Origin of the sequence: uncultured Thiohalocapsa sp., assembly GCF_913062725.1 — a bacterium.
Lineage (GTDB): Bacteria > Pseudomonadota > Gammaproteobacteria > Chromatiales > Chromatiaceae > Thiohalocapsa.
Genome location: NZ_CAJXWY010000017.1, coordinates 48,619 through 70,781, shown reverse-complemented (window position 1 = coordinate 70,781; position 22,163 = coordinate 48,619). Strand labels below are relative to the sequence as shown.

The window sequence follows — 22,163 nt, the reverse complement described above, 5'->3', positions numbered from 1 at the left end:
TTAAAGGATAGGAAAGAGGGGGAAAAGCGCGCGTTTTCGCGAAAAAAGCCCGAATTTTCGCCCCAAATAAACCGATTTGTATATTTTTTGGCAGTAGCACACGGATGAGACCGAATCCTGAGCCTAAGTCGGACAGGCTCCTAGAGTCGGGCGTGATCCGCTACCATCGGGACTTCTTAGTTACAGGGAGCTGTCATGTCCCCCGATCTGCTCGACCGGCGTCGTGCCGGCCTGCTGTTGCACCTCACGTCGCTGCCGGGCGCAGGCGCCTTCGGTGACCTCGGCTGGGAGGCGCACAATTTCGTTCATTTCGCCGCCGATTGCGGTTTCACGCTGTGGCAGATGCTGCCGGTGGGGCCGCCGCAGGGGAGCCTCTCGCCCTACCAGACCAGCTCGGCCCATGCGGGCTGGGCACAGCTCATCGGACTCGATCCACTGGTTCAGGAAGGTTGGCTGGACGCCGTGCCGGCGGCGCCCTATGACGCCGCCGCCAAGGTCCGTGCCCTGCGCCGCGCGCATGCGGGCTTCGAGCAGCGCGCCGATGCCGCCGCACGGCGCGAGCTGGAGATGTTCTGCGGCGAGCAAGCCTACTGGCTCGATGATTATGTGCTTTATCAAGCGATTCACGACGAGCGCAAGCTGCCCTGGTGGCACTGGCCCAAGGGGCTGCGAGGGCGTGAGTCGCGGGCGCTCGGGCAGGCGCGCAAGCGCCTGGCGGGCGAACTGGCTTATCTGGCCTGGGAGCAGTTCGTCTTCTTCCGCCAGTGGCGTGCCCTGCACGCGCATGCCCGCGAGCGCGGGGTGTTGCTGTTCGGTGACATGCCCATTTTCGTCGCCCACGACAGCGCCGAGGTCTGGGCCCGCCCCGGGGATTTCGATCTCACCGACGGCGGTGAGACGCGCAACGTCGCCGGCGTGCCGCCGGACTACTTTTCCGCAACCGGCCAGCGCTGGGGCAATCCGTTGTATCGCTGGGACCGGCTCGCGGCGAGCGACTACAAGTTCTGGATCGACCGCATGCACACCCAGCTGCGACTGTTCGATGTGGTGCGCATCGACCATTTCCGCGGCTTCGAGTCCTTTTGGGAGGTGCCCGGTGACGCCGAGAACGCCGTCACGGGTCGCTGGGTGCCGGCGGCCGGCGATGCGCTGTTCGCGCGTCTGGAGCGGGAGTTCGGGCGCCTGCCGTTGGTGGCGGAGGACCTCGGGGTGATCACCGATGCGGTGACCGCGCTGCGCAAGAAGTACCGGATGCCCGGCATGAAAATCCTGCAGTTCGCCTTCGACAGCGGACCCGGCAACCCCTACCTGCCCTTCCGGCACAGCCGCGATGCCGTGGTCTACACGGGAACCCACGATAACGACACGACGCTGGGCTGGTATGAGGCGCTGCCGGCGGAGGCGCGTCGCTCGGTGGACGATTATCTGGGATTGCCGGGTGAGCCCATGCCCTGGCCGTTGATCCGCACCGCCCTCGGCTCGCGAGCAAATCTGGCCATCCTGCCGATGCAGGACGTGCTGAGTCTGGACGGCGACCACCGCATGAACACACCCGGCACCGCCGACGGCAACTGGACCTGGCGCTTCGCCTGGGAGCAGGTGACACCGGAGCTGCCGGCGCGACTGGCGCGCTTGGTGCGGCTCTACGGACGGGCGCCGTCGGACTGACGGGGCATCGCTTACAGCGACCAACTGTGACAGAATTGCGACAACAAGGGCGCCATCAGACTGTCATCTTCATGCTGTAGTCTGGGCCGATTTAACCAAAGATACGAGAGACGCAGAGGGCATGGCAGCGAAGACCAAGGCCACATTGGCGGACAAATTCGACCAAAAGGTCTTCGACGCCATCTACTCCCGGGCACTCGTTTACAACACCTGTTGGGAAGACCCGGCGGTGGACCGCCAGGTGCTCAACATCGGCGCCGGCGACCGCATGCTGGTCATCACCAGCGCCGGCTGCAACGTGCTCGACTACGTGCTGTTGGGGCCGGAGCAGATCCATGCGGTGGATGCCAATCCCCGCCAAAACGCGCTGCTCGAGCTGAAGCTCGCGGGCATCCGCCGGCTGGAGTTCGAGGACTTCTTCGCCGCCTTCGGCCGCGGCTACCATCCGCGCTTCGAGCAGCTCTATCGCACGCAACTGCGTGGGCATCTCTCGCCCTTCGCCCGCGGCTTCTGGGACAAGCGCGTGCGCTGGTTCGGCAATCCCAGGGGCAGCTTCTATTTCCACGGCCTCTCGGGCATCGTCGCCAAGTCCTTCCATGCCTATCTGCGCTTTCGGCCGCGGCTCGCCAGCAGTATCCGTGAGCTGTTCGAGACCCGCTCGCTGGACGATCAGCGCCGCATCTACGACGATCGCGTGCGGCCATTGTTCTGGACCCCCGGCGTCAACTGGACCCTGTCGCGGCAGCTCACCATGAGCATGCTCGGTGTGCCGCATCCGCAGCGCAAAGAGGTGCAGCAGCAGCACGAGCGCGGCGTGGCGGGCTATGTGCGGGAGTCCATCGAGTACGTGTTCCGACAACTGCCGGTGTGGACCAACTACTTCTGGATGGTCTACCTGCGCGGCAGCTACAGCGAGCACTGCTGTCCGGAGTACCTCAAGCCCGAGAACTTCACCGCGCTCAAGAACGGACTGGTCGAGCGCATCTCGCTGCACACGGCGACGGTGGCCGAACTGCTCACCGCAAGCGACCGTCGCTATTCCAAGTATGTCCTGCTCGACCACATGGACTGGATGAGCTCCTACCATCCGGACGCCCTGGTCGAGGAGTGGGCACTGATCCTGAAGCGCGCGCGGGATGATGCCCGCATCATCTTCCGCAGTGCCCATGCGGCGCCGCAGTATCTGCAGCGCCTGGAGATCGGTGCGGAGGGCACGCCCCTGCAGGAGCGCCTGCACTTTCACCCGGAGCTCGCCGCGGCGCTGCAGCCGCTGGATCGCGTGCACACCTATGCCGGCTTCCATGTCGCCGATGTCCTGGCCTGAGGGCGTGAGCCGGCGCCGCTGCCCGAGCTTGGCCGAGTCGGCGGCGCCATCCCCTGGCCGGTCCGTTCGAGGCGAGTCGCCCATGGCAGCCCACGCACCACAACGCGGGCGGCGATCATGTCCTTAGCCGGCGACGCCCGTGTGCTCTGGTCCATGCTGCGTGGGCAGCCCAGGCACGGCGAGCATGCCGAGCGTCTCGCCGCCTTCTACGGCCCGCAGGCGCGCCAGTACGACGCCTTCCGCGAGCGCCTCCTCCAGGGCCGCGCCGAGATGTTGGATGATCTGCTCCAGGCGCTGGCCGTCCAGCGCGGCACGCTGGACGGCGCCCACATCGTCGAGCTCGGCGGCGGTACCGGCCGTAACCTATTGTTCCTCGATGACCGGCTGCCGCGTCTTGGTCGCATCCAGGTGGTGGATCTCTGTGCGCCGCTGCTCGCCGAAGCACGCCGGCGCTTCGGCGAACATCGCAACGTCGAGATCATCGAAGCCGACGCCTGTACCTGGCAGCCGCCGGCCCCCGTGGATGCCGTGTATCTATCGTATGCGCTGACCATGATCCCGGACTGGCGGGCGGCGCTGGACAATGCGCTGGCCATGCTGAAGCGGGGCGGCGTGCTGGGGGTGGTGGACTTCTATGTTTCCGAGCCGGCGCCGGCGGCGGGGCTCGCTCGACACGGCTGGGTCACCCGGACGTTCTGGCCGCGATGGTTTGCGCACGACGGTGTGCGTCCCAACCCCGCGCACCTGCGGGCCCTGCGCGGGCGCCTGCCCGAGCATGCGCTGGTCGAGGCGCTGGCGCCGGTGCCTTATCTACCCCTGGCGCGGGTCCCTTACTATCGGTTTGTTGGCAGAACCGCCCGGTAGGCGCCCGGGCCGGGCTCGGGTGCCGCCATGGCGGTTGAATTCCGGGCTTTCCCCGCCATGCTCCGACGGCGAGCCCAGCCTGTATTCCGGTGACCATGCATCACCCATCCGTCATACATCCCGTTACGGTGCCGAGCGCCCACCGCCGTCGGCAACCGCCCGGCGAGCACCCATCGCCATCGGCAGTGACGGCACCAACACACGCAGATTCTGCACCAGCAGCGCAGGCACACTAAGTCCCGCAGCCGCCCCGCCAAGACCACGCACCAGCCCCAGGCCGGCGGCGGCGCCATCGGGCAATCGAGCCAATCGACACGCTTATTACCTGGCACAACGCCGTGCATGCTGCGCAAGCCCGGGTGTCGTGCGCGGGCTGGCGCGCAATCGCAACAAAAGGGAGGTCCGTATGCCGCAAGACTCGTCATCCATGCAGCCATTCGCTGCAGACTTGCGATCCCGTCTCGCCGCCGATTACCGCCGTGTGCGTGCCCTGAGCGAGCACCTCTGTGAGCCCTTGGCCGTGGAGGATTATGTGCTTCAGACCGCCGTGGAAACCAGCCCGCCGCGCTGGCATATCGCCCACGTCTCCTGGTTCTTCGAGACTTTTCTGCTGCGGCCCTTCCTGCCCGGCTACCGGGTCTTCCACCCGCGCTTCGAGTACCTGTTCAACTCCTACTACGAGCAGACGCAGACGGGCTTCTGGCCGCGTGCGGAGCGCGGTCTGTTGTCCCGCCCCACGGTGGCAGAGGTCTACGACTACCGCCGCCATGTGGACGCGGGCATGGCGCGACTGCTGGCGCAGTGCGCCGATGCACACTGGCCCGTGGTGGCCGAGCGTCTCGCCATCGGCCTCAATCATGAGCAGCAGCACCAGGAATTGCTCGTCACGGATATCAAGTACAACCTGGCCTATAACCCGCTCAAGCCGGCCTACCGCGAGGACTTGCCGCAGACGCCTCTCGCCGATCCGGATGCCGTGGCTTACCTGGGCTTCGATGGCGGTGTCGCCGAGATCGGCGCCGACCCCGCCGCCGGCTTCGCCTATGACAACGAGACGCCGCGCCACCAGGTGCTGCTGCGGCCTTATCGGCTCGCGGATCGACTGGTGACCAACGCCGAGTATCTGGCGTTCATCGCCGATGGTGGCTACCGTAATCCGGCGCTCTGGCTCGCCGACGGCTGGGACGCGGTGCAGCGGTATGGCTGGCGGGCGCCGCTGTACTGGGAACCGCTGGCGGCTGCCGCCGGCACCGAGCTGGCGCGCGCCGATGCCTGGCAGCAGATGACCCTGGGCGGCTTGCGGGCACTGCATCCGGCGGAGCCGGTCTGCCATGTGAGCTACTTCGAGGCCGACGCCTTCGCCCGCTGGGCGGGCAGGCGTTTGCCCACGGAGGCCGAGTGGGAAGTCGCGGCGGCCGCGGTGCCCGTCGTCGGCAACTGTGTCGATCAAGGCGTGCTGCATCCGCTGCCGGCGCCGGCGCGCCCGGCCGACGGTGGGCTGCGGCAACTCTTCGGCGACTGCTGGGAGTGGACCGCCAGCGCCTACCTGGCCTACCCGGGCTACCGGCCCCCGGCGGGGGCGCTGGGCGAGTACAACGGCAAGTTCATGTGCGCGCAGATGGTCATGCGTGGCGGCTCCTGCGCCACCTCGCAGAGCCACACCCGCGCCAGCTACCGCAACTTTTTCTACCCCCACGAGCGCTGGCAGTTCAAGGGCATTCGACTGGCGGAGGACCAATAATGCAGTCGCAGACCACCACGGGAACCGCGGCCGCGCGTCGCGTGCACTTTCATGACCTGCATCCCGCGCCTGCGGACATGCGCGCCGAGGTGCTGGCGGGACTCGCGCTGCCACAAAAGCGCCTCTCGCCCAAATTCTTCTACGACGCCGACGGCTCGCGGCTGTTCGACGCCATCTGCGCGCTGCCGGAGTATTATCCCACCCGCACCGAGATCGGCATCCTGCGCCGCCACGGCGCCGAGATGGCTGCGCGCCTGGGTCGCGAGGCCCTGCTCATCGAGCTCGGCAGCGGCTCGAGTGTAAAGATCCGTACCCTGCTCGAGGCTCTGCGGCCGGCGGTCTATATGCCGGTGGACATCTCCAGGGAGCATCTGCTGCAGTCGGCTGAGGCGCTGGCGGCGGCCTTTCCGGCGCTCGATGTCCATGCGGTCTGCGCCGACTATTCCAGCGCCTTCGTGCTGCCGGTGGATCACCATGACCACCCGCGGGCGGCGTTCTTCCCGGGCTCGTCCGTCGGTAACTTCGAGCCGCCGGCGGCGGCTCGGCTCATGGCCCGGGTGGGGCAGATCCTTGGACCCGGCGGCCGCCTGCTGATCGGTGTGGACCTGATCAAGGATGTGCATCGCCTGGAGGCGGCCTACAACGATGCCGACGGCGTCACCGCTGCTTTCAACCTGAATCTGCTCACGCGCATCAACCGCGAGCTCGGGGCGGATTTCGACCGCGATGCCTTCCGTCACGAGGCCATCTTCAACGCCGCGCTCGCCCGCGTGGAAATGCACCTCATCAGCACCCGTGCACAGCGGGTCACGGTCGCCGGCGAGACCTTCGCCTTCGCCGAAGGCGAGTCCATCCACACCGAATGCTCCTACAAATACCGCATCGACGGCTTCCATGCCCTCGCCGCCGAGGCCGGCTTCGCCGCTGAGCAGGTGTGGACCGATGCTGACGACCTGTTCAGCGTGCATTGCCTGGTGTACGGCTAGGCGCGATGCAAGCCCTGGTGGATTTCCTCAGCTTCCGGGCTTTTCTAAGCCCGGCGGTGCTGATGGGCTTCTACTATCTGGGGGCCGTGGTCATGCCGGTGGCGGCCTGGCTGTTCGCGCTGTGGCTGCGGCGGCGGTTCGTGGCGCTGCAACGCGCCGAGGCGCAGGGTAAAGCGTTGTTGCTGCAGCTGACGCGGGCACGCGAGCGTTGGCTCATCGGCGCGCTGTTCGGCGCCATGTTCCTCATGATGGAAATCTTCTGGCGCATGCTGTTCGAATACCTGATCGGCTTCATTCGGGCGCTGCAGGTCATCATTGCGCAGGGTGGCATTGCTTAGGCGCGCGGTGGGCCGCGATACCAGCGGGTAATGTCCACGTGACTGACGACGATGCCGCCGCCGCCGTGCACGATGGGTGCGGCATGCATCGCAAACCAGCGCTCGCCATCGTCGCCATGGTAGGGATAGATCATGGAGAGCTCATCGCTGGCGCCGCGGATGAGCTTGTCGAGCCCATCGCGCAGCTGACGCTCGAGGTCCGCACCGAAGCCGCGGTCGCCGGCCCAGGCATCGGGGTAGCGACCACCGAGACCGCCCTCGGCATGATGGCTCGATGCGAATTCACGCCAGGCGTGATTGATCATTTTCACCTCGCCATCGTCATCGAGCAGCGCCACGTGCTCGGGCAGGGAGTCCAGCACCGCCTGCAGCCGCTCGGCATTGCGCAGGACGGTGACGTCGACGAAGGTGGCCACCGCACCGCGGGCCTCGTGCTCGCGCACGGAGTAAGGGAGCACCCGCAGCAGGTAGAGCCGACCGTTGGCGGCGCGGATTTCGCGCTGGGTCATCTCGCCCTCGGCGATGGTGCGCTTGAGCTCGGCGACGAATTCCGGGTAGTCCAACAGGTTGGTAAAGTCTTCGATGGAGCGCCCGAGATCGCCGCTGCGGATCTTGAACAGGCTGGTCGCCTCGGGTGTGAAGCGTGTCAACAGCAGTTGCTCGTCGACGAAAATCGTCGCAATCGCAGCGGCCTTGGCCATGTTGTCGAGGTCCGCGTTCAGGCGGTTCAGGATCTCGATCTTCTCCTGGTTCTCAGCGTTGACCGTATAAAGCTCCTCGTTGACCGATTGCAGTTCCTCGTTGGAGGACTGCAGCTCCTCGTTGGAGGCCATGAGCTCTTCGTTGGTGGCCTGCAGCTCTTCGTTGGCGGTCTCCAACTCTTCGATGGTGGCCTGCAGGCTCTCGCGGGTGGCGGCCAGCTCCCGCTCCAGGGTTTGCACCCGCTCGGCGTGCTCCTGGTCCAGGTTCATGGTCTCGATGGCGCCGATTCTGGCGGTGCCGTCGTCGATGGGTGCGATGTCCGGCTCGAAGGAGAGCAGCAGGTGCGGCTCGCCTTGCTCGAGGGAGACGCTGCGCGCCACCAGGCGCAGCCGCTCACAGGCGCCGTCCGGCAGCTGCATGGTGAGCAGATCCGAGCGCAGTGGCTCGTGCCCGCGGGCGGTTTTGTGCAGTAAGGCCTGTGCCACCGGTGCCAGTGTGGGTGGCAGCAGCTTGGCGAGATCCAGCGTGACGGCACCCTCGCCGATGCGCAGGTAATGCGTGACGTCGCCGAAGACGTGCATCAGCTCCTGGTTGGCGTTGAGCAGCAGACTGGTGGGTGCATAGGAGCGTAGCAGGACGGATTCGCCGGCCTCGATGACGGCGGCGTCGGTGAGCTGACGGTCCCTGTGCGCGTGGCGCCGCGGATGCGCGCCGGCGCCGCCCGTGAGTCGCTGCAACTGCGACGCTCCCGTGTCCAGCGGCAGCGCCAGATGGCGCAGGATGCGGAAGACCTTGGCCTTGGAGTTGACGGCGGTGAAATCCGTCTGCAGCTGCGCCAGGGTCTCGCTGGAGCCGAGGAACAGGAAGCCGCCGGGGGCGAGGGCGTATTGCAGGCGTCGCAACGCCCGGTCCTGGGCCTCGGCGCGAAAGTAGATGAGCAGGTTGCGGCAGGACACCAGATCCATGCGCGTGAACGGCGGGTCCTGCAGCAGATTGTGCCGCGCGAAGACGATGTTCTGGCGGATCTCGTTTTTGATGACGAAATGGTTGCCGCGCTTGTAGAACCACTGCTCCAGGCGCTCGGGTGAGACCTCGGTGGTGATGGCCTCGGAGAAGACGCCGGCGCTGCCGAAGTCGACGTTGTGCTGTTCCACGTCGGTGGCGAACAGCTTGACGGGCGGCCAGCGGCGGGTGCGGGCACAGGCCTCGGCGAAGAGGATGGCGATGGAATAGGCCTCCTCGCCGGTGGAGGCGCCGGGCACCCAGACGCGGATGGGCTGATTCTCGCTACGCTCTTTGACGATGGTGTCGATGGCGGTCTGGGCCAGCACTTCGAAGGCGACGGGATCGCGGAAGAAGCTGGTGACCGGGATCAGCAGTTCCCGGCGCAGGGCGTTGAGCTCGGTGCGGTCGCCGTCCAGGAGCCGGGCGTAGTTCTCCAGGTCCGGCACATGGCGCACCTGCATGCGGCGCTCGATGCGACGCATCACCGTCGCCGGCTTGTACTCGCGGAAGTCGATGCCGCCCTGGTGCTGCAGCAGGTGCATCGTCTCTTCCAGCGCGCTCTGGCGGTCGGCGGTGATGCCTTCCTCCGAGGGGCGGATGCGCGGACGCGGCGCCTGGCTGATGTGGTCCATGACACGCGGGCCCAGCTCTTCGGGCGGCAGGGTGCCATCCACGAGGCCGGTGGCGATGACGCTGCGCGGCATGCCGTCGAACTTGGCGGATTCCGGCTCCTGCGCCAGCAGCAGGCCGCCGGCGTCGTTGATGGCGACGGCACCACGGGTGCCGTCGGAGCCGGTGCCGGATAGCACCACGCCGATGGCGTGCTTACCAAACTCCCGCGCCAGGGCGGTGAAGAAGAGATCGATGGGCAGGGTCAGGCCGCGTGGATTCTTCGGGCTCAGGCGCAACTGGTTATGGGCGACGCTCATGACGCTCGCCGGCGGGATCAGGTGTACCCGGTCCGGCTTGATGTCCATGCCGTCCTCGACGGTGACCACCGGCATCCCGGTGTGGCGGCCGAGTAGATTGCCCATCATGCTCTTGTGGTCCGGCGACAGATGCTGGATCACCACATAGGCGGCCCCGGACTGGGCCGGCAGGCCGTGAAAGAAGCGCTCCAGCGCGTCGAGGCCGCCGGCGGAGGCGCCCACGGCGACGACGTAGAATCTGGCTTCGGCGGCGATATCCTCGATGGGCGGCAGATCGATGCCGCTGCTGGTGTCTGGCATGGGGAACGGCTCTGTGCTTGCTGTCCAGCGTTATCTGTACGGATTGTACGCTATTGCCGCATCCGAGCCTCGTTCACGCTCGGGGCTTGCGCGCGCGCTTCGGGTCCGAATCTCTACGGTGCCGACGTCGCCCGGATACCGCCGCGGCTTGATCCCCGTCATGCGCGGCGGTTGCGGCCACGGGGATCAGCGCATCACAATGTCCATGCTTTCCGATGGGTGCCCCGGCCGTTGGCAGCCGCAAGCTGCGCGGTGGCGGGGTTAAACGGGAAGCCGGTCCAACGCGGCCGGTGGCGCTGAAGAAGATGTGATCGAGTTGGATGCGATCCAATTGGACCCGCTCCAGCGGGCCCTGCTCCAACGGGATAAGACCCGGCAGAGCACGATCCACAGCGCCCCGACACGCGTGATGCCGGCGCTGCCCCCGCAACGGTAGGCGAGTCAAGCCGCGACGACATGCCACTGTGGCCCTCGGGCTGCGGGAAGGTGTCGCGGTCGCGAACGCATCCGGCCAGCGCGCTCGGTTCTCCCCGGGCGGCTGCCGGCGCTTCGTGCTCGTGAGCCCGGATACCGGCCCCTTGGATGCTCGCGGCGTCGCGGAGGGCGGGGTCGGTGTGCCGGTGTCGCTCGTGTGTCCGCCGCAGCCATCCGCTCGACCCACAAGCCGTGGGCCGACGCCGCTGTGCGTCCTGCCTCGTCCATCGTCCACGCCGCCCGCCGCCTCTCGGCGCTTGAATTCACCGAAATCCCCAGCGGGTGAGCGGGGAGTCGAGAGGCCCTACATGACACGAACCCAACCAACGTGCCCGCCGCGTCGCCGGGGTGGCGGCCTGCTCGTGGCAGCATCGCTGCTCTCGTGCACGAATCTTAGCCCGGCCAATGCGGCGACCGGTGCGGGCATCAACACTGAGGCGGCGGATGCCGGCTTCGTCGAGGACGTGGGCGAGGTGGACCCGGTGGTGGTCACCGCCACCCGCACCGCGCTCAGCGCCGATGACACCCTGGCGCCGGTCACCGTGGTGACGCAAAAGGATATCGCGCGCAGCCAGGCGCGCAGCACCATCGATGTATTGCGCGGACTGCCCGGCGTGACGCTCTCCAATTCCGGCGGGCCCGGGCGTGTGACCACCATGAACATCCGTGGTGCCAACACGAATCAAGTCCTGTTCCTGGTGGACGGTATCAAGGTGGGCTCCGCCACCACGGGCCGGACCCAGTTCCAGAACCTCCCCGTGGATCAGCTCGAGCGCATCGAAGTGGTGCGCGGCCCGCGCTCCAGCCTGTATGGCTCCGAGGCGGCGGGCGGCGTCGTACAGCTGTTCACGCGGCGCGGCGGCGGGCCGCTGCAAGCCTTCGGCAGCCTCACCGCCGGGCGCTACCAGAGCGCCGGCATCGCCGGCGGCATCCGCGGCGGTGGCGAGCGCGGGCGCTTCAACTTGTCGGGCAATTTCGATCAGACCGCCGGTTTCAATGCCTGTACGGGTCGCGGTGCGCCGTTTTTCGATGGCTGCGGCACCGACGAGCCGGACGCCGACGGCTATAGCAACACGGGCGTCAGCGCCAGCGCGGGCTACGACTTTTCGCGGCAGCTGAGCGTCGATGTCAATTTTCTGCGCAGTGAGAGCGACATCGATTTCGACGGCGCCTTCCAGAACCGGGCGCGGACGCGACAGCAAGTCGCCGGCGGGCGGGTACGGCTGCGCCCGCTGGACTTCTGGGACATCACCCTCACCGCCGGGCGCAGCTGGGATGAGGAGCGCAACTTCAAGGACGACACTTTCGTGAGCCGCTTCGATACCCGGCGCGACACCCTGAGCCTGCAGAACGACTTTGCCATCGGCTCGCAGCACCTGCTCACGCTGGGCGCCGATCATCAGCGGGACACGGTCTCGGCGACGGTCGACTATGCGGTGGACAGCCGCAAGAATACCGGCGTTTTCGGTCAGTATCAGGGCTGGCTCGGACCGGCCACGCTCAAGGCGAGCCTGCGCTACGATGACAATGAACAGTTCGGCAGTTACACCACCGGCGATGTGGCGCTGGGCTACGCGCTGACCTCCGATCTGCGCGTCACCGCCGGCTTCGGCACCGCCTTCACCGCGCCCACCTTCAACGACCTCTACTTCCCGGGCAGTCCGTTCTTCGCCGGCGGCAACCCGGACCTGCGGCCCGAGGAATCCCGCAGTGTCGAGCTCGGCCTGGCGGGGCGCACCGGTCCGGTGGACTGGAACCTGGATCTGTTCGAGACGCACATCGATGACCTGATCACCCTGGTGCCACCCACCTTCGCCGCCGAGAATATCGATCGGGCGCGTATCCGCGGCCTGGAGGCGGTGGCCCTGGGGCGGCTCTTGGGCACGGACATCGTCGCCAACCTCACCCTGCTGGACCCGCGCAATGAAGCCGACGGTCCGGACAATGGCAACCTGCTGGCGGGCCGGCCGGAGCAGACCTTCCGGCTGGACCTGGACCGGCGCTTCGACAAGATCGGCATCGGCGCCACGTTCTTCGCCGCCGGACGGCGCTTCGACGACCCGGCCAACACGGTGCGCCTGGACGGCTACAGTCTGTTGGATCTGCGGGCGTCCTACGCCTTCAGCGACGCGCTGCAGATCCAGGCGCGGCTCGAGAATGTCTTCGATGAGGACTACGAGACCGTGGCCTTCTACAATCAGCCGGGACGCGGGCTCTATGTGACGCTGAGATACACGCCTGAGTAAGGTGCGGGGGTGCGCGGTGCCAGGACCGAGGCCCAGCGCACCCGCGCACCCGCACCCGCACCCGCACCCCGCAACCCGATGCTCTATCCTCACAACTCGACACCCCACGACCATGCACACCCTCATCCTAGGCGGCGTGCGCTCCGGCAAGAGCCGGCTCGCCGAGCGCCTGGCCCGTGAGTCGGGCGACGCCGTCACTTATATCGCCACGGCCCGGCCGTCGGATGACGAGATGGCCGCGCGCATCGCCGCCCACCGCGAGCGCCGGCCGGCGCACTGGCGGCTGGTGGAAGAGCCGCTGGCGCTGGTGGACGTGCTGCGGCGGGAGGCCGCCGCCGGGCGCTGCGTGCTGGTGGAATGCCTCACGCTCTGGCTCAGCAACCTGCTCTGGGCCGATGACGAGACGCGGCTGCAGCAGGCGCTGGCGGCGCTGCCCGCCCTGCTGCCGACGCTGCCCGGGCGCGTCATCTTCGTCGGCAACGAAACCAATCTGGGCGTCATCCCCATGCATGCGCTGGCGCGGCGTTATTGCGACCTCGCGGGCAGCCTGCATCAGCAGCTGGCCGCCCATTGCCAGGCCGTCTACTTCACCGCCGCCGGTCTGCCGCTGGCGCTGAAGGGACCGCCATTGACAGGAGATTCCCCATGACTGACGACTGGTTCCGGGCTGCGGCCGCGCCGCCCGACGCCGGGGCCGCGGGCCTCGCCGCCGCCCGCCAGGGCCAGCTTACCAAGCCGCCCGGTGCCCTCGGCGGGCTCGAGACCCTGGCGGTGCGCCTGGCGGGCTTGCAGCGTCGGCCAAAGCCGCGTGTGGACCGGGTCTGGATGACGGTGTTCGCCGCCGACCATGGCGTCGCGGCCGCCGGTGTGTCGGCCTTCCCGCAGGCCGTCACCGCACAGATGGTGGCCAACATGGCCGCCGGCGGCGCCGCCATCTCGGTGCTGGCGCGTGAGATCGGCGCGTCGCTGGAGCTGGTGAACCTGGGGACGGTGGCGCCGGTGCCGGCGTCGGCGCTGGTGCGCGAGGCGGTCATCGCCGCCGGCACCGCCGACTTCACCCAAGGGCCGGCGATGACCGCCGCCGAGCTGACCCGGGCCCTCGACGCCGGGGCAGCGGCGGTGGCGCGGGCGCAGGCGGGCGGCGCCGAGCTGTTCATCGGCGGTGAAATGGGCATCGGCAATACCACGGCGGCGACGGCCGTAGCCTGTGCGCTGCTGGAGGCGAGGCCTGCGGACCTGGTTGGGTCGGGCACGGGGCTCGATGATGCCGGTCTGCAGCGCAAGGCGGCCATCATCGAGCAGGCCCTGGCGCTGCATGCCGATGGGCTCACCGACCCCGCCGCGGTGTTGGCGAGGGTGGGCGGCTTCGAGATCGCCGCCCTGGCGGGCGCCTACGTTGCCTGTGCCCAGCGCGGTCTGCCGGTGCTGGTGGACGGCTTCATCAGCACCGCCGCCGCCCTGGCCGCCGTGCGGCTCTGCGCCGGCGCCGAGGCTTGGCTGCTGCGCTCGCACCGCTCGGCCGAGCAGGGCCACGGGGCCATGCTGGCTGCGCTGGGAGGGGAGACCCTGCTCGATCTCGGCATGCGTCTCGGCGAGGGCAGTGGCGCCGCCGTCGCCGTGCCGCTGCTGCGACTCGCCTGTGCACTGCACAACGATATGGCGACCTTCGCCGAGGCCGGCGTGGCCGCCGGCGTCGAGGCCGTCGACGCCACCTGCGGCGGAGACCAGCGGTGAGTGGCCCGCAGGCGCTGGGGCGTTGGGTGGATCTGCTGCGCCATGGCGAGGCCGCCGGCGGCGCTTGCTTCCGGGGCAGCCGCGACGACCCGCTCACGGCCGCCGGCTGGGCGCAACTGGAGGCCGCCACGGCGACGGATGCGGCCGCCGGGTATTGGGATGGCGTGTTCTGCTCGCCGGCGCAGCGCTGCGCGGCCTTCGCCGCCGCCCTCGGCGAGCGTCTCGGCGTGCCGGTGACGCCGCTGCCGGCGCTGCGGGAGCGTGATTTTGGTGCCTGGGAGGGGCAGCCGGCGGACGCACTGCCGCCGGCGGACCTCGCGGCCTTCTGGACGGATCCCGCGAGCTTCACGCCGCCGGGCGCAGAGCCGCTGGGCGATTTTCGCGCCCGCGTCGGCGCGGGCTGGCGGGCGGTGATGGCGCAGGCCGGATGCCGGGCGCTGGTGGTCACCCACGGCGGCGTGGTGCGTGCGATCCTCGGTGACGTGCTGGGGCTTGCGGATGCATCCCTGTTGTTATTGGAAGTGCCCCACGCCTGCCGCACGCGTATCCGGCTGCCGGAGCCACAAGCCGGCGGGCTGGCGAGCCTGGTGGCCCATGGCTGCCGCTGACCTGGCCCATGCACCGGCCTCGCCGGCGGTTGGGGGTGGTGGCACCGCTCGCGCCCGGGCCCGCTTGCCCGTGGGTCAAGGTGCTGCTACCGTGCCCGACGGACCTGTCGGCAACGAACGCTGCACATAGGCATTGCGATGGCCACCAGCCTGCTCGCCCTGCTCGACGACATCGCCACCGTGCTCGACGATGTGGCCGTGCTGACCAAGGTGGCGGCACGCAAGACCGCCGGCGTCCTGGGCGACGATCTGGCCGTCAATGCCGAGCAGGTGACCGGCGTGCGGGCTCAGCGGGAAATCCCCGTGGTGTGGGCGGTGTTCAAGGGCTCGCTGCTGAACAAGATCATCCTGGTGCCGGTGGCGCTGTTGCTGAGTGTCATTGCGCCCTGGCTGCTGACGCCGCTACTGATGGCGGGCGGTCTCTTCCTGAGCTACGAGGGCTTCGAGAAGCTCTCGCACAAGTATCTGCACCCGCATGCCGATCGCGACCGGCACCAGGCGCTGGCGGATGCGCTGGCCGATCCCGCGGTGGACTTCGCGCAGTTGGAGCGCGACAAGATCAAGGGCGCCGTGCGCACCGATTTCGTGCTCTCGGCGGAAATCGTCGTCATCACCCTGGGCATCGTCGCCACCGCGCCGCTGCCCATGCGCATCACGGTGCTCACGGGCATCGCACTCTTGATGACCGTCGGGGTGTATGGGCTCGTGGCCGGCATCGTCAAGCTCGACGACGCCGGGCTCTATCTGTCCAAGCATGCAGGTCAGGGGTGGTGGCGGGATCTGCTGCGCCGCCTCGGACGCGCGCTCCTGTCCGGTACGCCCTACCTGATGAAAACCCTGTCCGTGCTCGGCATGGTCGCCATGTTTTTGGTGGGGGGCGGTATTCTGGTGCACGGTATCCCGGCGCTGCACCACGGCGTCGAGCATCTGGCCCACGTGGTCCACGGCGTGCCCGCGCTGGAAGGTCTTCTGGGGGTGTTCGCCAATGGCCTGGTGGGCGTCGCCGCAGGCGCCGCCACCCTCACGGCGGCGACCTACGTCGGTCGTTGGCGCACCGGCGCGGGCTGATCGCCGGCGTGCGATGGCGGATGCGCCAGCCAGTCCGGTGGTGACCGCGCTCACGCATGCCTGGCGGGCGCTGTTGCTCGCCGGGCGCTTTCTCACGCGCTGGCCCTTCCCGGCCGCGGTGGATGCGCCGCCGTTCCTCTATGGCAGCGCCGCGCCGTTCTATCCTGTCATCGGTCTGTTGCTCGGGTCGGTGCTCGCGGCCGTCGCGCTCGCGGGCCGGGCGCTGGGGCTGGCCGATGGTGCTGGCGCCGCGGTACTGGCCCTGTTGGTGCTGGGGCTTTGGGTCTGGTCCACCGGCGCGTTGCATCTGGACGGGCTCGCCGATTGCGCCGATGCCTGGGTGGGGGGGCTCGGCAGCCGCGAGCGCACCCTGGCAATCATGAAAGATCCGCACATCGGCGCCATGGGTGTGGTGGTGCTGGTGCTGGTGCTGTTGGCGAAGCTGGTGGCGTTGTGGGTGGTGCTGGATGTCAGCGCCGGCGCCGAGGGCGCCGGACTCTGGCACGGGCTCTGGGTGCTCGTCGGTGTACCGGTGCTCGCCCGGGCACAGATCCTGTGGCTGGTGCTCACAACGTCGGCGGCGCGGCCTGAGGGCCTGGGCGCCGCCTTGGGGGCCTATCTGCCGCGTGGTCCGGCCTGGTTCGCCGCCGCTTTCGGCAGTGCTGCCGTGTTTGGCCTCATCGCCGGCACCGGGCTGGCGGTGGCGCTCATGGCCGCCGCCGCGATGGCTTGGGTGCTGCTTGGTTGGCGGCGGTCGTTGCTGCAGCGCCTGGGCGGTTACACCGGCGACGGCATCGGTGCGCTGGTGGAGTTGACCGAGACCCTGGTGCTCTTGGCCGTTGCGCTGACACTGGCCGCGGACGGCGGCCTCGTGTCAGCGCCTGCATAACGATTCCGCGCCGGCGGGGCCAAGCATCGACGACGGATCTGGCGCTGGTCCCGTGAGCTGGTCCCGTGATCGGTGGCCGGCTGTTCCGGGGGTGGCCGACCCCGCCGCTCAGGGCTGCGCGCTCACCGCCTCCATGGCGGCCTCGTAGCGCGTGCCCAGGGCGTCTCGCAAGCCCGCTGACTTGGCGCCGGCACAGCCGCCCAGCTCGCGCAGCCTGGTGAGGAAATCCTCTCGCATGCGCGCCTGGGCATCGCGGTAGTAGCCCTCGGGGAAGAGGTCGTCCAGCACGTCCAACACCGTCATGCGAAAGCGGCTCACGAGCTCTTTGTTGAGGTTCTCGGTGCGCCGTCCGGACTGGTCGTTGCGGCAACGGGCATTGTAGAGGTCGAGCTCGAAAGCGGCTTCGACGGCCTCGACCAGCAGCGCGCGGTCGGCGTCGGTCAGAAACGCCTCATCAACGGCGACGAGCGTCGCCGATGGCAAGCCCAGCAACAGTACGAGTGCGGTCGCGAGCCACATCCTGCGGGGATGGGCATGGGGCGGCGGTCGCATTCGGCAACGGGCAGCCTCGCCTCTGAAGGGCATGCGCACGCTCCTCAACTGCGTCCGTACACGGGTACCGCGGCGCCGCTGATACAGCGTGCCGCCTGCGAGGTGAGGAACAGCATCACGTCGGCGAGGGCGTCCGGAGGCACCCAGGTGTCGTGATCGTTGTCCGGCATGGCCGCCCGATTCTGCGGTGTGTCCACGGTCCCGGGCAGAATACAGTTGACATTGATGTCGAGCGGCTTCGTCTCCGCCGCCAGGCTCTCGGTGAGGGATACCACCGCCGCTTTGGCGGCGCAGTAGGGCCCCATGTTGCCCTGACCCTGCAGGGCGGCGCGGGCGGCCACATTGACGATGCGGCCGTAGCCGGCGTTGCGCATCAGGGGCATGACGGCGCGGGCCATGTGGAAGACCGAACGGGCGTTGAGGTCCAGCATCAGATCCCAGGTGGCGTCGTCGGTGGCGTCCAGCGTCGGGCCCATGGCGAAGCCGCCGGCGATGTTGGCAAGGATGTGGATGTGCTCGAATCGCTCTTGTACAGCACTCACGGTTCCGTGCACCGATGCCGGATCGAGCAGGTCCACGCCGAAGCTGGCGGCGTCGGTGCCCTGGGGCAGTTGGCCCACCAGCCGGGCCATGGCTTCGGCGTCGTGGTCCAGCAGCGCGATGCGCGCGCCCGCCTGCGCTAGTTTATGGCACAACGCCGAGCCGAGGTTGCCGGCGGCACCGGTCACCACGGCGACTTGGCCTTGGAATTCGCTCATCGGGTTGGTCTCCTGACTCGAAGATGGTGTTGCACTGGCACCGCTGTCAGTTGAGGGCACGCAGGGCCTGCGTAAAGCACTGGCGATGCGGCTTGGCGGCGCGGGGTGCACTGGTCGCGATGCCATGCGACGGCCCGGCGCACCTTGTATGATAGCGCCCATGACGCATGTCCACGCCGATCGAATGGTTGTGGCGGGCGCCGGGGTTGCAGCCGCCCGGGCGCCCGCCCCGCGGCGCGTTGCTGGCGCGTGCCGCGACCAGCGCGCAGACAACACGCCGGAGTATCGTTGATGGAATGGCTGTTCCTGCTGCTGCCGGTGGCCGCCGCCAGCGGCTGGTGGCTGGCGCGCCGCACACCCCGTTACGCCGGCGCCCAGAACGAGCGCGAGCCGGTGTTCTTTCGCGGGTTCAACCATTTGCTGAACGAGCAGCCGGACAAGGCCATCGACGCCTTCCTCGAGCTCGCTGAAGTCGACAGCGAGACGGTGGAGACGCACCTGGCATTGGGTGCATTGTTCCGTCGCCGCGGCGAAGTCGACCGCGCCATCCGCATCCACCAAAATCTGGTAGCGCGGCCGAGCCTCGGCGATGCCCAGCGCGGCTTTGCGCTGTACGAGCTCGGGCGTGACTACATGCTCGCCGGGTTGTTCGACCGCGCCGAGAGCCTCTTCAGGGAGCTGGTAGAGCGCCAGGTGCTGCAGCGGCGTGCGCTGCGCGCCTTGATCGAGATCTATCAGGCCGAAAAGGAATGGCTGAAATGCCTGGAGACCGCCGAGGCGCTGGAGCGCGTCAGCGACGTGTCGCTGCGTACCGAGATTGCGCAATACCATTGCGAGCTCGCCGAGCAGTGCCTGCGCGATGATAAGCCCGATCGGGCGCGCTCGCACCTGCTGGATGCTCAATGCGTAGACGCAGACTGCATCCGCGCAAGCCTGGTGCAGGCCCGCATGGAGCTCAATGCCGGTGATGCCGAGACCGCCGCGGTCTTGTATCATCGGGTTGCACAGCGTGGTCCCCGCTACCTACCGGCGCTTCTGCCGGAGTTCGTGGCGTGCTGGCAGCGCCTCGGGCGCACGTCCATCACCGCGCAGCTGCAGGCCTTGTTCGAGCAGCACCCGTCGCCGCCGTTGATGCTGCGGCTCTGCGACGCCATCGAGGCCGAGCGGGGGGGTAACGCAGCGCGGGAGTTTCTGGTGGGCTATCTCGGCCGTCGTGCCGACCTCTCGGGTGTCGGGCGCCTGCTTGCCCTGCGTCGGCAGGCACAGCCGGCGGGGTCGACGGAAGATGGCGTCATGCTCGCGGTGATCGCCCGTAAGCTCGCGGCGAGCCCCGACTATCAATGCGACCACTGCGGCTTCGAAGCCCGCGAGCTGCATTGGCAGTGTCCAAGCTGCAAGTGCTGGGGCAGCATCAAGGCCGTCGAGCCCGAGCCCATCGGCGAGCCGGCCGTACTGCGTCAGCGCCAGACGGCCTGAATCCCGGACGGCGTGAACCCAGACGGTCTGCGCCGCGGATGGCCCGCATACGGGGGATGGCCTGACCGCAGGCGCGCCCCAACCGATCTTGACCGGGCAGCAGCGGTGAGGGGCTCGGGATGGACGTCCGTTTTCGACCTACGGGGCTTCACACACAGGACGCGGCAGCCATGATCATGCCCACGGAACCACGCATCATCGTCGCGCTGGACTTCGCCGACAGCGCTCCCGCGCAGTCCCTACTGGAGCGGCTGGACCCGGCGCAGTGCCGGATCAAGATCGGTAAGGAACTGTTCACCCGCGCGGGGCCTGCGCTGGTGACCCGGGCCGTGGATGCGGGCTTCGCGGTCTTCCTGGATCTCAAATTCCACGATATTCCCAACACTGTCGCCGGCGCCTGCGCTGCGGCGGCGGATCTTGGTGTGTGGATGGTCAATGTCCACGCCCAGGGGGGACCGGCCATGCTCGCCGCCGCAGCCGAGCGGCTGGCACAGCGTACCGAGCGCCCCCTGCTGGTCGCGGTCACCGTCCTCACCAGCTTGGCTGCCGAGGATCTCGCGGCGATCGGCTGCCCTGGAACGCCGGCGGCGCGGGCGCTCGAGCTGGCCGGCCTGGCGCAGGCGGCGGGGCTCGATGGGGTGGTGTGCTCGCCGCAGGAGGCCTCTGCGCTGCGCGCGCGCTTCGGTGCGGATTGCCTGCTGGTGACCCCGGGTGTGCGCCCGGCGAGCGCCGCCGCGCATGACCAGAAGCGCATCATGACCCCCGCCGACGCCGTCGCCGCCGGCGCGGATTATCTGGTGGTGGGCCGGCCCATCACCGCGGCGCCGGAGCCGGCGACGGCGCTGGCCGCCATCGCCGCCGAGATCAACGACTGAGCGTATGGGCTGGAGCGACGCACCGCGTCGACCGGCGCCGGGATCTTCGAGCCGAGCAACACAGCACAGGAGTCAATATGGCGAAAATTCGCAAAGCCGTCTTTCCGGTGGCGGGCCTCGGGACACGTTTTCTGCCCGCCACCAAGGCGAGCCCGAAGGAGATGCTGCCGGTGGTGGATAAACCGCTGATCCAATATGCCGCCGAAGAGGCCGAGGCGGGCGGGGCCGAGCATCTCATCTTCATCACCGGCCGGCACAAACGCTCCATCGAGGATCATTTCGACAAGAACTACGAGCTGGAGACGGAGCTGCAGGATGCGGGCAAGGACAAGCTGCTGAAGCTGGTACAAAACGTGCTGCCGGAGCACGTGGATTGCATCTTCCTGCGTCAGCCGGAGGCCCTGGGTCTGGGGCATGCGGTGCTCTGTGCCAAGCCGGTGGTGGGCGATGAGCCCTTCGCCATCATCCTCGCCGATGACCTGATCCGTAACGACGACAAGGGCGTCGTGGCGCAGATGGCGGAGGTGTATGAGCGTACCGGCGCCAGCGTGCTCTGCGTGCAGGAGGTGCCGCACAGCGAGACCGACAAGTACGGTATCGTCGCCACCGAGCAACAACCCGATGGCAGCCTGCGGGTGGTGTCCATCGTCGAGAAACCGAAGCCCGACGCGGCGCCGTCCAATCTGGCCGTGGTGGGGCGTTATCTGCTGAGTCCGCGCATCTTCGAAAAACTGGAGCAGACCCGGCCCGGTGCCGGCGGCGAGATCCAGCTCACCGACGCCATCGCCGCGCTCCTGGAAGAGGAGCCGGTGGTGGCCTATGCGTTCGAGGGCAAGCGCTACGACTGCGGCAGCAAGGAAGGCTATCTGGAAGCGACGGTGGAGTACGCCCTGGCGCACCCCGAGCTTGGCGAGTCTTTCCGGGCCTATCTCAAGCAGTTGGCGGTTTGAGACGGCGCCATGGCAGGCGGGCTCGGTGCGGCGGCCGTCACGCCTGGCCGCCACGCCCGCCGCGCGCCAGCACACAGCGGCGGCGCAAGCGCTCAGCCCAAGAGCGCCTCTTCAAGCTGCGCGAGTGGCACGGCCCGCAGATAGGCTTCCAGCGTTTGGCGCTCGACGCCGCTGCCTTCCACCTGGACCTGGATGCGTGTGCCCACCAACAACAACAGCCGACTGGTGCCATCCTGGTGCAGTTCGAGCACGCCGCGGTAGCCCGCATGGGTGTAGGGGGTCGCACCCGGGCTCGCCTGCATCAGGGTCGTCAGCATCGACAACAGCGGCGAGTCCGCCGTGATGCCGATGGTGACGCTGGCGCCGGCGTCGTTGCGGTAAGTGCGGGTGAGCGTGGTGCCGGTGAACATGGCCGCGATGCCGCCGGCGTCGCTGACGGGGTCGTCGGCACTCCAACCGGGCAGTGGCGCCGGCAGCAGTGCGAGCTGCCGGGCGCGCAATTGCTCTTTGATCTGGGCGATGGCGAATTCCAGGGCCTGAATCGCCACCTGCTCATCGCCCGCGACGTAAGCGCGCTCGGCGGCATCGATCTGATCGGTAATCGCATCGGCGTGTACGGGTGCGGCGGCGAGTGCGAGCACGGCGCAGGCGAGCGGCAGGCGCATCATCGGTGTGA

General features: G+C 68.3%; 19 protein-coding genes and 1 riboswitch. Of the genes, 15 read left to right on the top strand and 4 right to left on the bottom strand.

All coding sequences use genetic code 11. The features are described from left to right. Positions 1-195: 195 nt before the first annotated feature. From malQ to QZ588_RS06770, 6 genes are all read left to right on the top strand, one after another. On the top strand, positions 196-1,668 hold the full coding sequence (gene malQ, locus QZ588_RS06795; protein WP_295541149.1) for a 4-alpha-glucanotransferase: 1,473 nt from the start codon (positions 196-198) through the stop codon (positions 1,666-1,668). 121 nt (positions 1,669-1,789) lie between these two features. Beyond that, the gene (locus tag QZ588_RS06790) at positions 1,790-2,992 is read left to right on the top strand and encodes a BtaA family protein (RefSeq protein ID WP_295541147.1); all 1,203 of its coding nucleotides are present in this window, start codon (positions 1,790-1,792) and stop codon (positions 2,990-2,992) included. A 117-nt stretch (positions 2,993-3,109) separates the two neighbouring features. Further along, the gene (locus QZ588_RS06785; RefSeq protein WP_295541145.1) at positions 3,110-3,856 is read left to right on the top strand and encodes a trans-aconitate 2-methyltransferase; all 747 of its coding nucleotides are present in this window, start codon (positions 3,110-3,112) and stop codon (positions 3,854-3,856) included. A 427-nt stretch (positions 3,857-4,283) separates the two neighbouring features. Next, a complete protein-coding gene (egtB, locus tag QZ588_RS06780) occupies positions 4,284-5,597 on the top strand; it encodes an ergothioneine biosynthesis protein EgtB (RefSeq protein ID WP_295541143.1) in 1,314 nt (437 codons plus the stop codon). Further along, on the top strand, positions 5,597-6,583 hold the full coding sequence (gene egtD / locus QZ588_RS06775; protein ID WP_295541142.1) for an L-histidine N(alpha)-methyltransferase: 987 nt from the start codon (positions 5,597-5,599) through the stop codon (positions 6,581-6,583). The genes egtB and egtD overlap by 1 nt, the downstream gene beginning before the upstream one ends. 5 nt (positions 6,584-6,588) lie before the next feature. Continuing rightward, positions 6,589-6,921: a DUF4282 domain-containing protein gene (locus QZ588_RS06770; RefSeq protein ID WP_295541140.1), complete on the top strand. Its 333-nt coding sequence runs from the start codon at positions 6,589-6,591 to the stop codon at positions 6,919-6,921. Here QZ588_RS06770 and QZ588_RS06765 read toward each other — a convergent pair. Continuing rightward, on the bottom strand, positions 6,918-9,857 hold the full coding sequence (locus tag QZ588_RS06765) for a chemotaxis protein CheB (RefSeq protein WP_295541139.1): 2,940 nt from the start codon (positions 9,855-9,857) through the stop codon (positions 6,918-6,920). The genes QZ588_RS06770 and QZ588_RS06765 overlap by 4 nt on opposite strands. Positions 9,858-10,057: 200 nt before the next feature. Further along, a riboswitch (cobalamin riboswitch) is annotated at positions 10,058-10,451 on the top strand. A gap of 242 nt (positions 10,452-10,693) precedes the next feature. Here QZ588_RS06765 and QZ588_RS06760 point away from each other — a divergent pair. The 6 genes from QZ588_RS06760 (at position 10,694) to QZ588_RS06735 (ending at position 16,876) form a co-directional block, all read left to right on the top strand. Then, positions 10,694-12,577 (top strand): TonB-dependent receptor, encoded by a 1,884-nt coding sequence (locus QZ588_RS06760; RefSeq protein ID WP_295541136.1) that lies wholly within the window; start codon positions 10,694-10,696, stop codon positions 12,575-12,577. A gap of 112 nt (positions 12,578-12,689) precedes the next feature. Further along, the gene (cobU, locus tag QZ588_RS06755) at positions 12,690-13,226 is read left to right on the top strand and encodes a bifunctional adenosylcobinamide kinase/adenosylcobinamide-phosphate guanylyltransferase (RefSeq protein WP_295541134.1); all 537 of its coding nucleotides are present in this window, start codon (positions 12,690-12,692) and stop codon (positions 13,224-13,226) included. Next, a complete protein-coding gene (cobT, locus tag QZ588_RS06750; RefSeq protein WP_295541132.1) occupies positions 13,223-14,311 on the top strand; it encodes a nicotinate-nucleotide--dimethylbenzimidazole phosphoribosyltransferase in 1,089 nt (362 codons plus the stop codon). Before cobU ends, cobT begins: the two co-directional genes overlap by 4 nt. Then, a complete protein-coding gene (locus tag QZ588_RS06745) occupies positions 14,308-14,919 on the top strand; it encodes a histidine phosphatase family protein (RefSeq protein ID WP_295541130.1) in 612 nt (203 codons plus the stop codon). The genes cobT and QZ588_RS06745 overlap by 4 nt, the downstream gene beginning before the upstream one ends. Positions 14,920-15,057: 138 nt before the next feature. Next, positions 15,058-15,987, top strand: coding sequence for a DUF808 domain-containing protein (locus QZ588_RS06740; protein ID WP_295541128.1), 930 nt, complete (start codon positions 15,058-15,060; stop codon positions 15,985-15,987). Between the two features lie 13 nt (positions 15,988-16,000). After that, positions 16,001-16,876, top strand: coding sequence for an adenosylcobinamide-GDP ribazoletransferase (locus QZ588_RS06735; RefSeq protein ID WP_295541127.1), 876 nt, complete (start codon positions 16,001-16,003; stop codon positions 16,874-16,876). 108 nt (positions 16,877-16,984) lie between these two features. On the opposite strand, the gene QZ588_RS06730 is transcribed toward QZ588_RS06735, so the two are convergent. Both QZ588_RS06730 and QZ588_RS06725 read right to left on the bottom strand, forming a co-directional pair. Next, positions 16,985-17,395, bottom strand: coding sequence for a hypothetical protein (locus QZ588_RS06730; protein ID WP_295541125.1), 411 nt, complete (start codon positions 17,393-17,395; stop codon positions 16,985-16,987). 77 nt (positions 17,396-17,472) lie between these two features. Continuing rightward, positions 17,473-18,186 carry an SDR family NAD(P)-dependent oxidoreductase gene (locus tag QZ588_RS06725; RefSeq protein ID WP_295541124.1) on the bottom strand — a complete coding sequence of 238 codons (714 nt, stop codon included), beginning with the start codon at positions 18,184-18,186 and terminating at the stop codon, positions 17,473-17,475. A gap of 291 nt (positions 18,187-18,477) precedes the next feature. Between QZ588_RS06725 and lapB the strand changes: the two genes are divergently transcribed. The 3 genes from lapB (at position 18,478) to galU (ending at position 21,487) form a co-directional block, all read left to right on the top strand. Then, on the top strand, positions 18,478-19,662 hold the full coding sequence (lapB, locus tag QZ588_RS06720; RefSeq protein WP_366929536.1) for a lipopolysaccharide assembly protein LapB: 1,185 nt from the start codon (positions 18,478-18,480) through the stop codon (positions 19,660-19,662). A 170-nt stretch (positions 19,663-19,832) separates the two neighbouring features. Continuing rightward, the gene (gene pyrF / locus QZ588_RS06715; RefSeq protein WP_295541121.1) at positions 19,833-20,537 is read left to right on the top strand and encodes an orotidine-5'-phosphate decarboxylase; all 705 of its coding nucleotides are present in this window, start codon (positions 19,833-19,835) and stop codon (positions 20,535-20,537) included. Positions 20,538-20,614: 77 nt separating this feature from the next. After that, the gene (gene galU / locus QZ588_RS06710) at positions 20,615-21,487 is read left to right on the top strand and encodes a UTP--glucose-1-phosphate uridylyltransferase GalU (RefSeq protein WP_295541119.1); all 873 of its coding nucleotides are present in this window, start codon (positions 20,615-20,617) and stop codon (positions 21,485-21,487) included. A 92-nt stretch (positions 21,488-21,579) separates the two neighbouring features. Here galU and QZ588_RS06705 read toward each other — a convergent pair whose 3' ends face one another. Next, positions 21,580-22,155 carry a hypothetical protein gene (locus tag QZ588_RS06705; protein WP_295541117.1) on the bottom strand — a complete coding sequence of 192 codons (576 nt, stop codon included), beginning with the start codon at positions 22,153-22,155 and terminating at the stop codon, positions 21,580-21,582. Positions 22,156-22,163 lie beyond the last annotated feature (8 nt).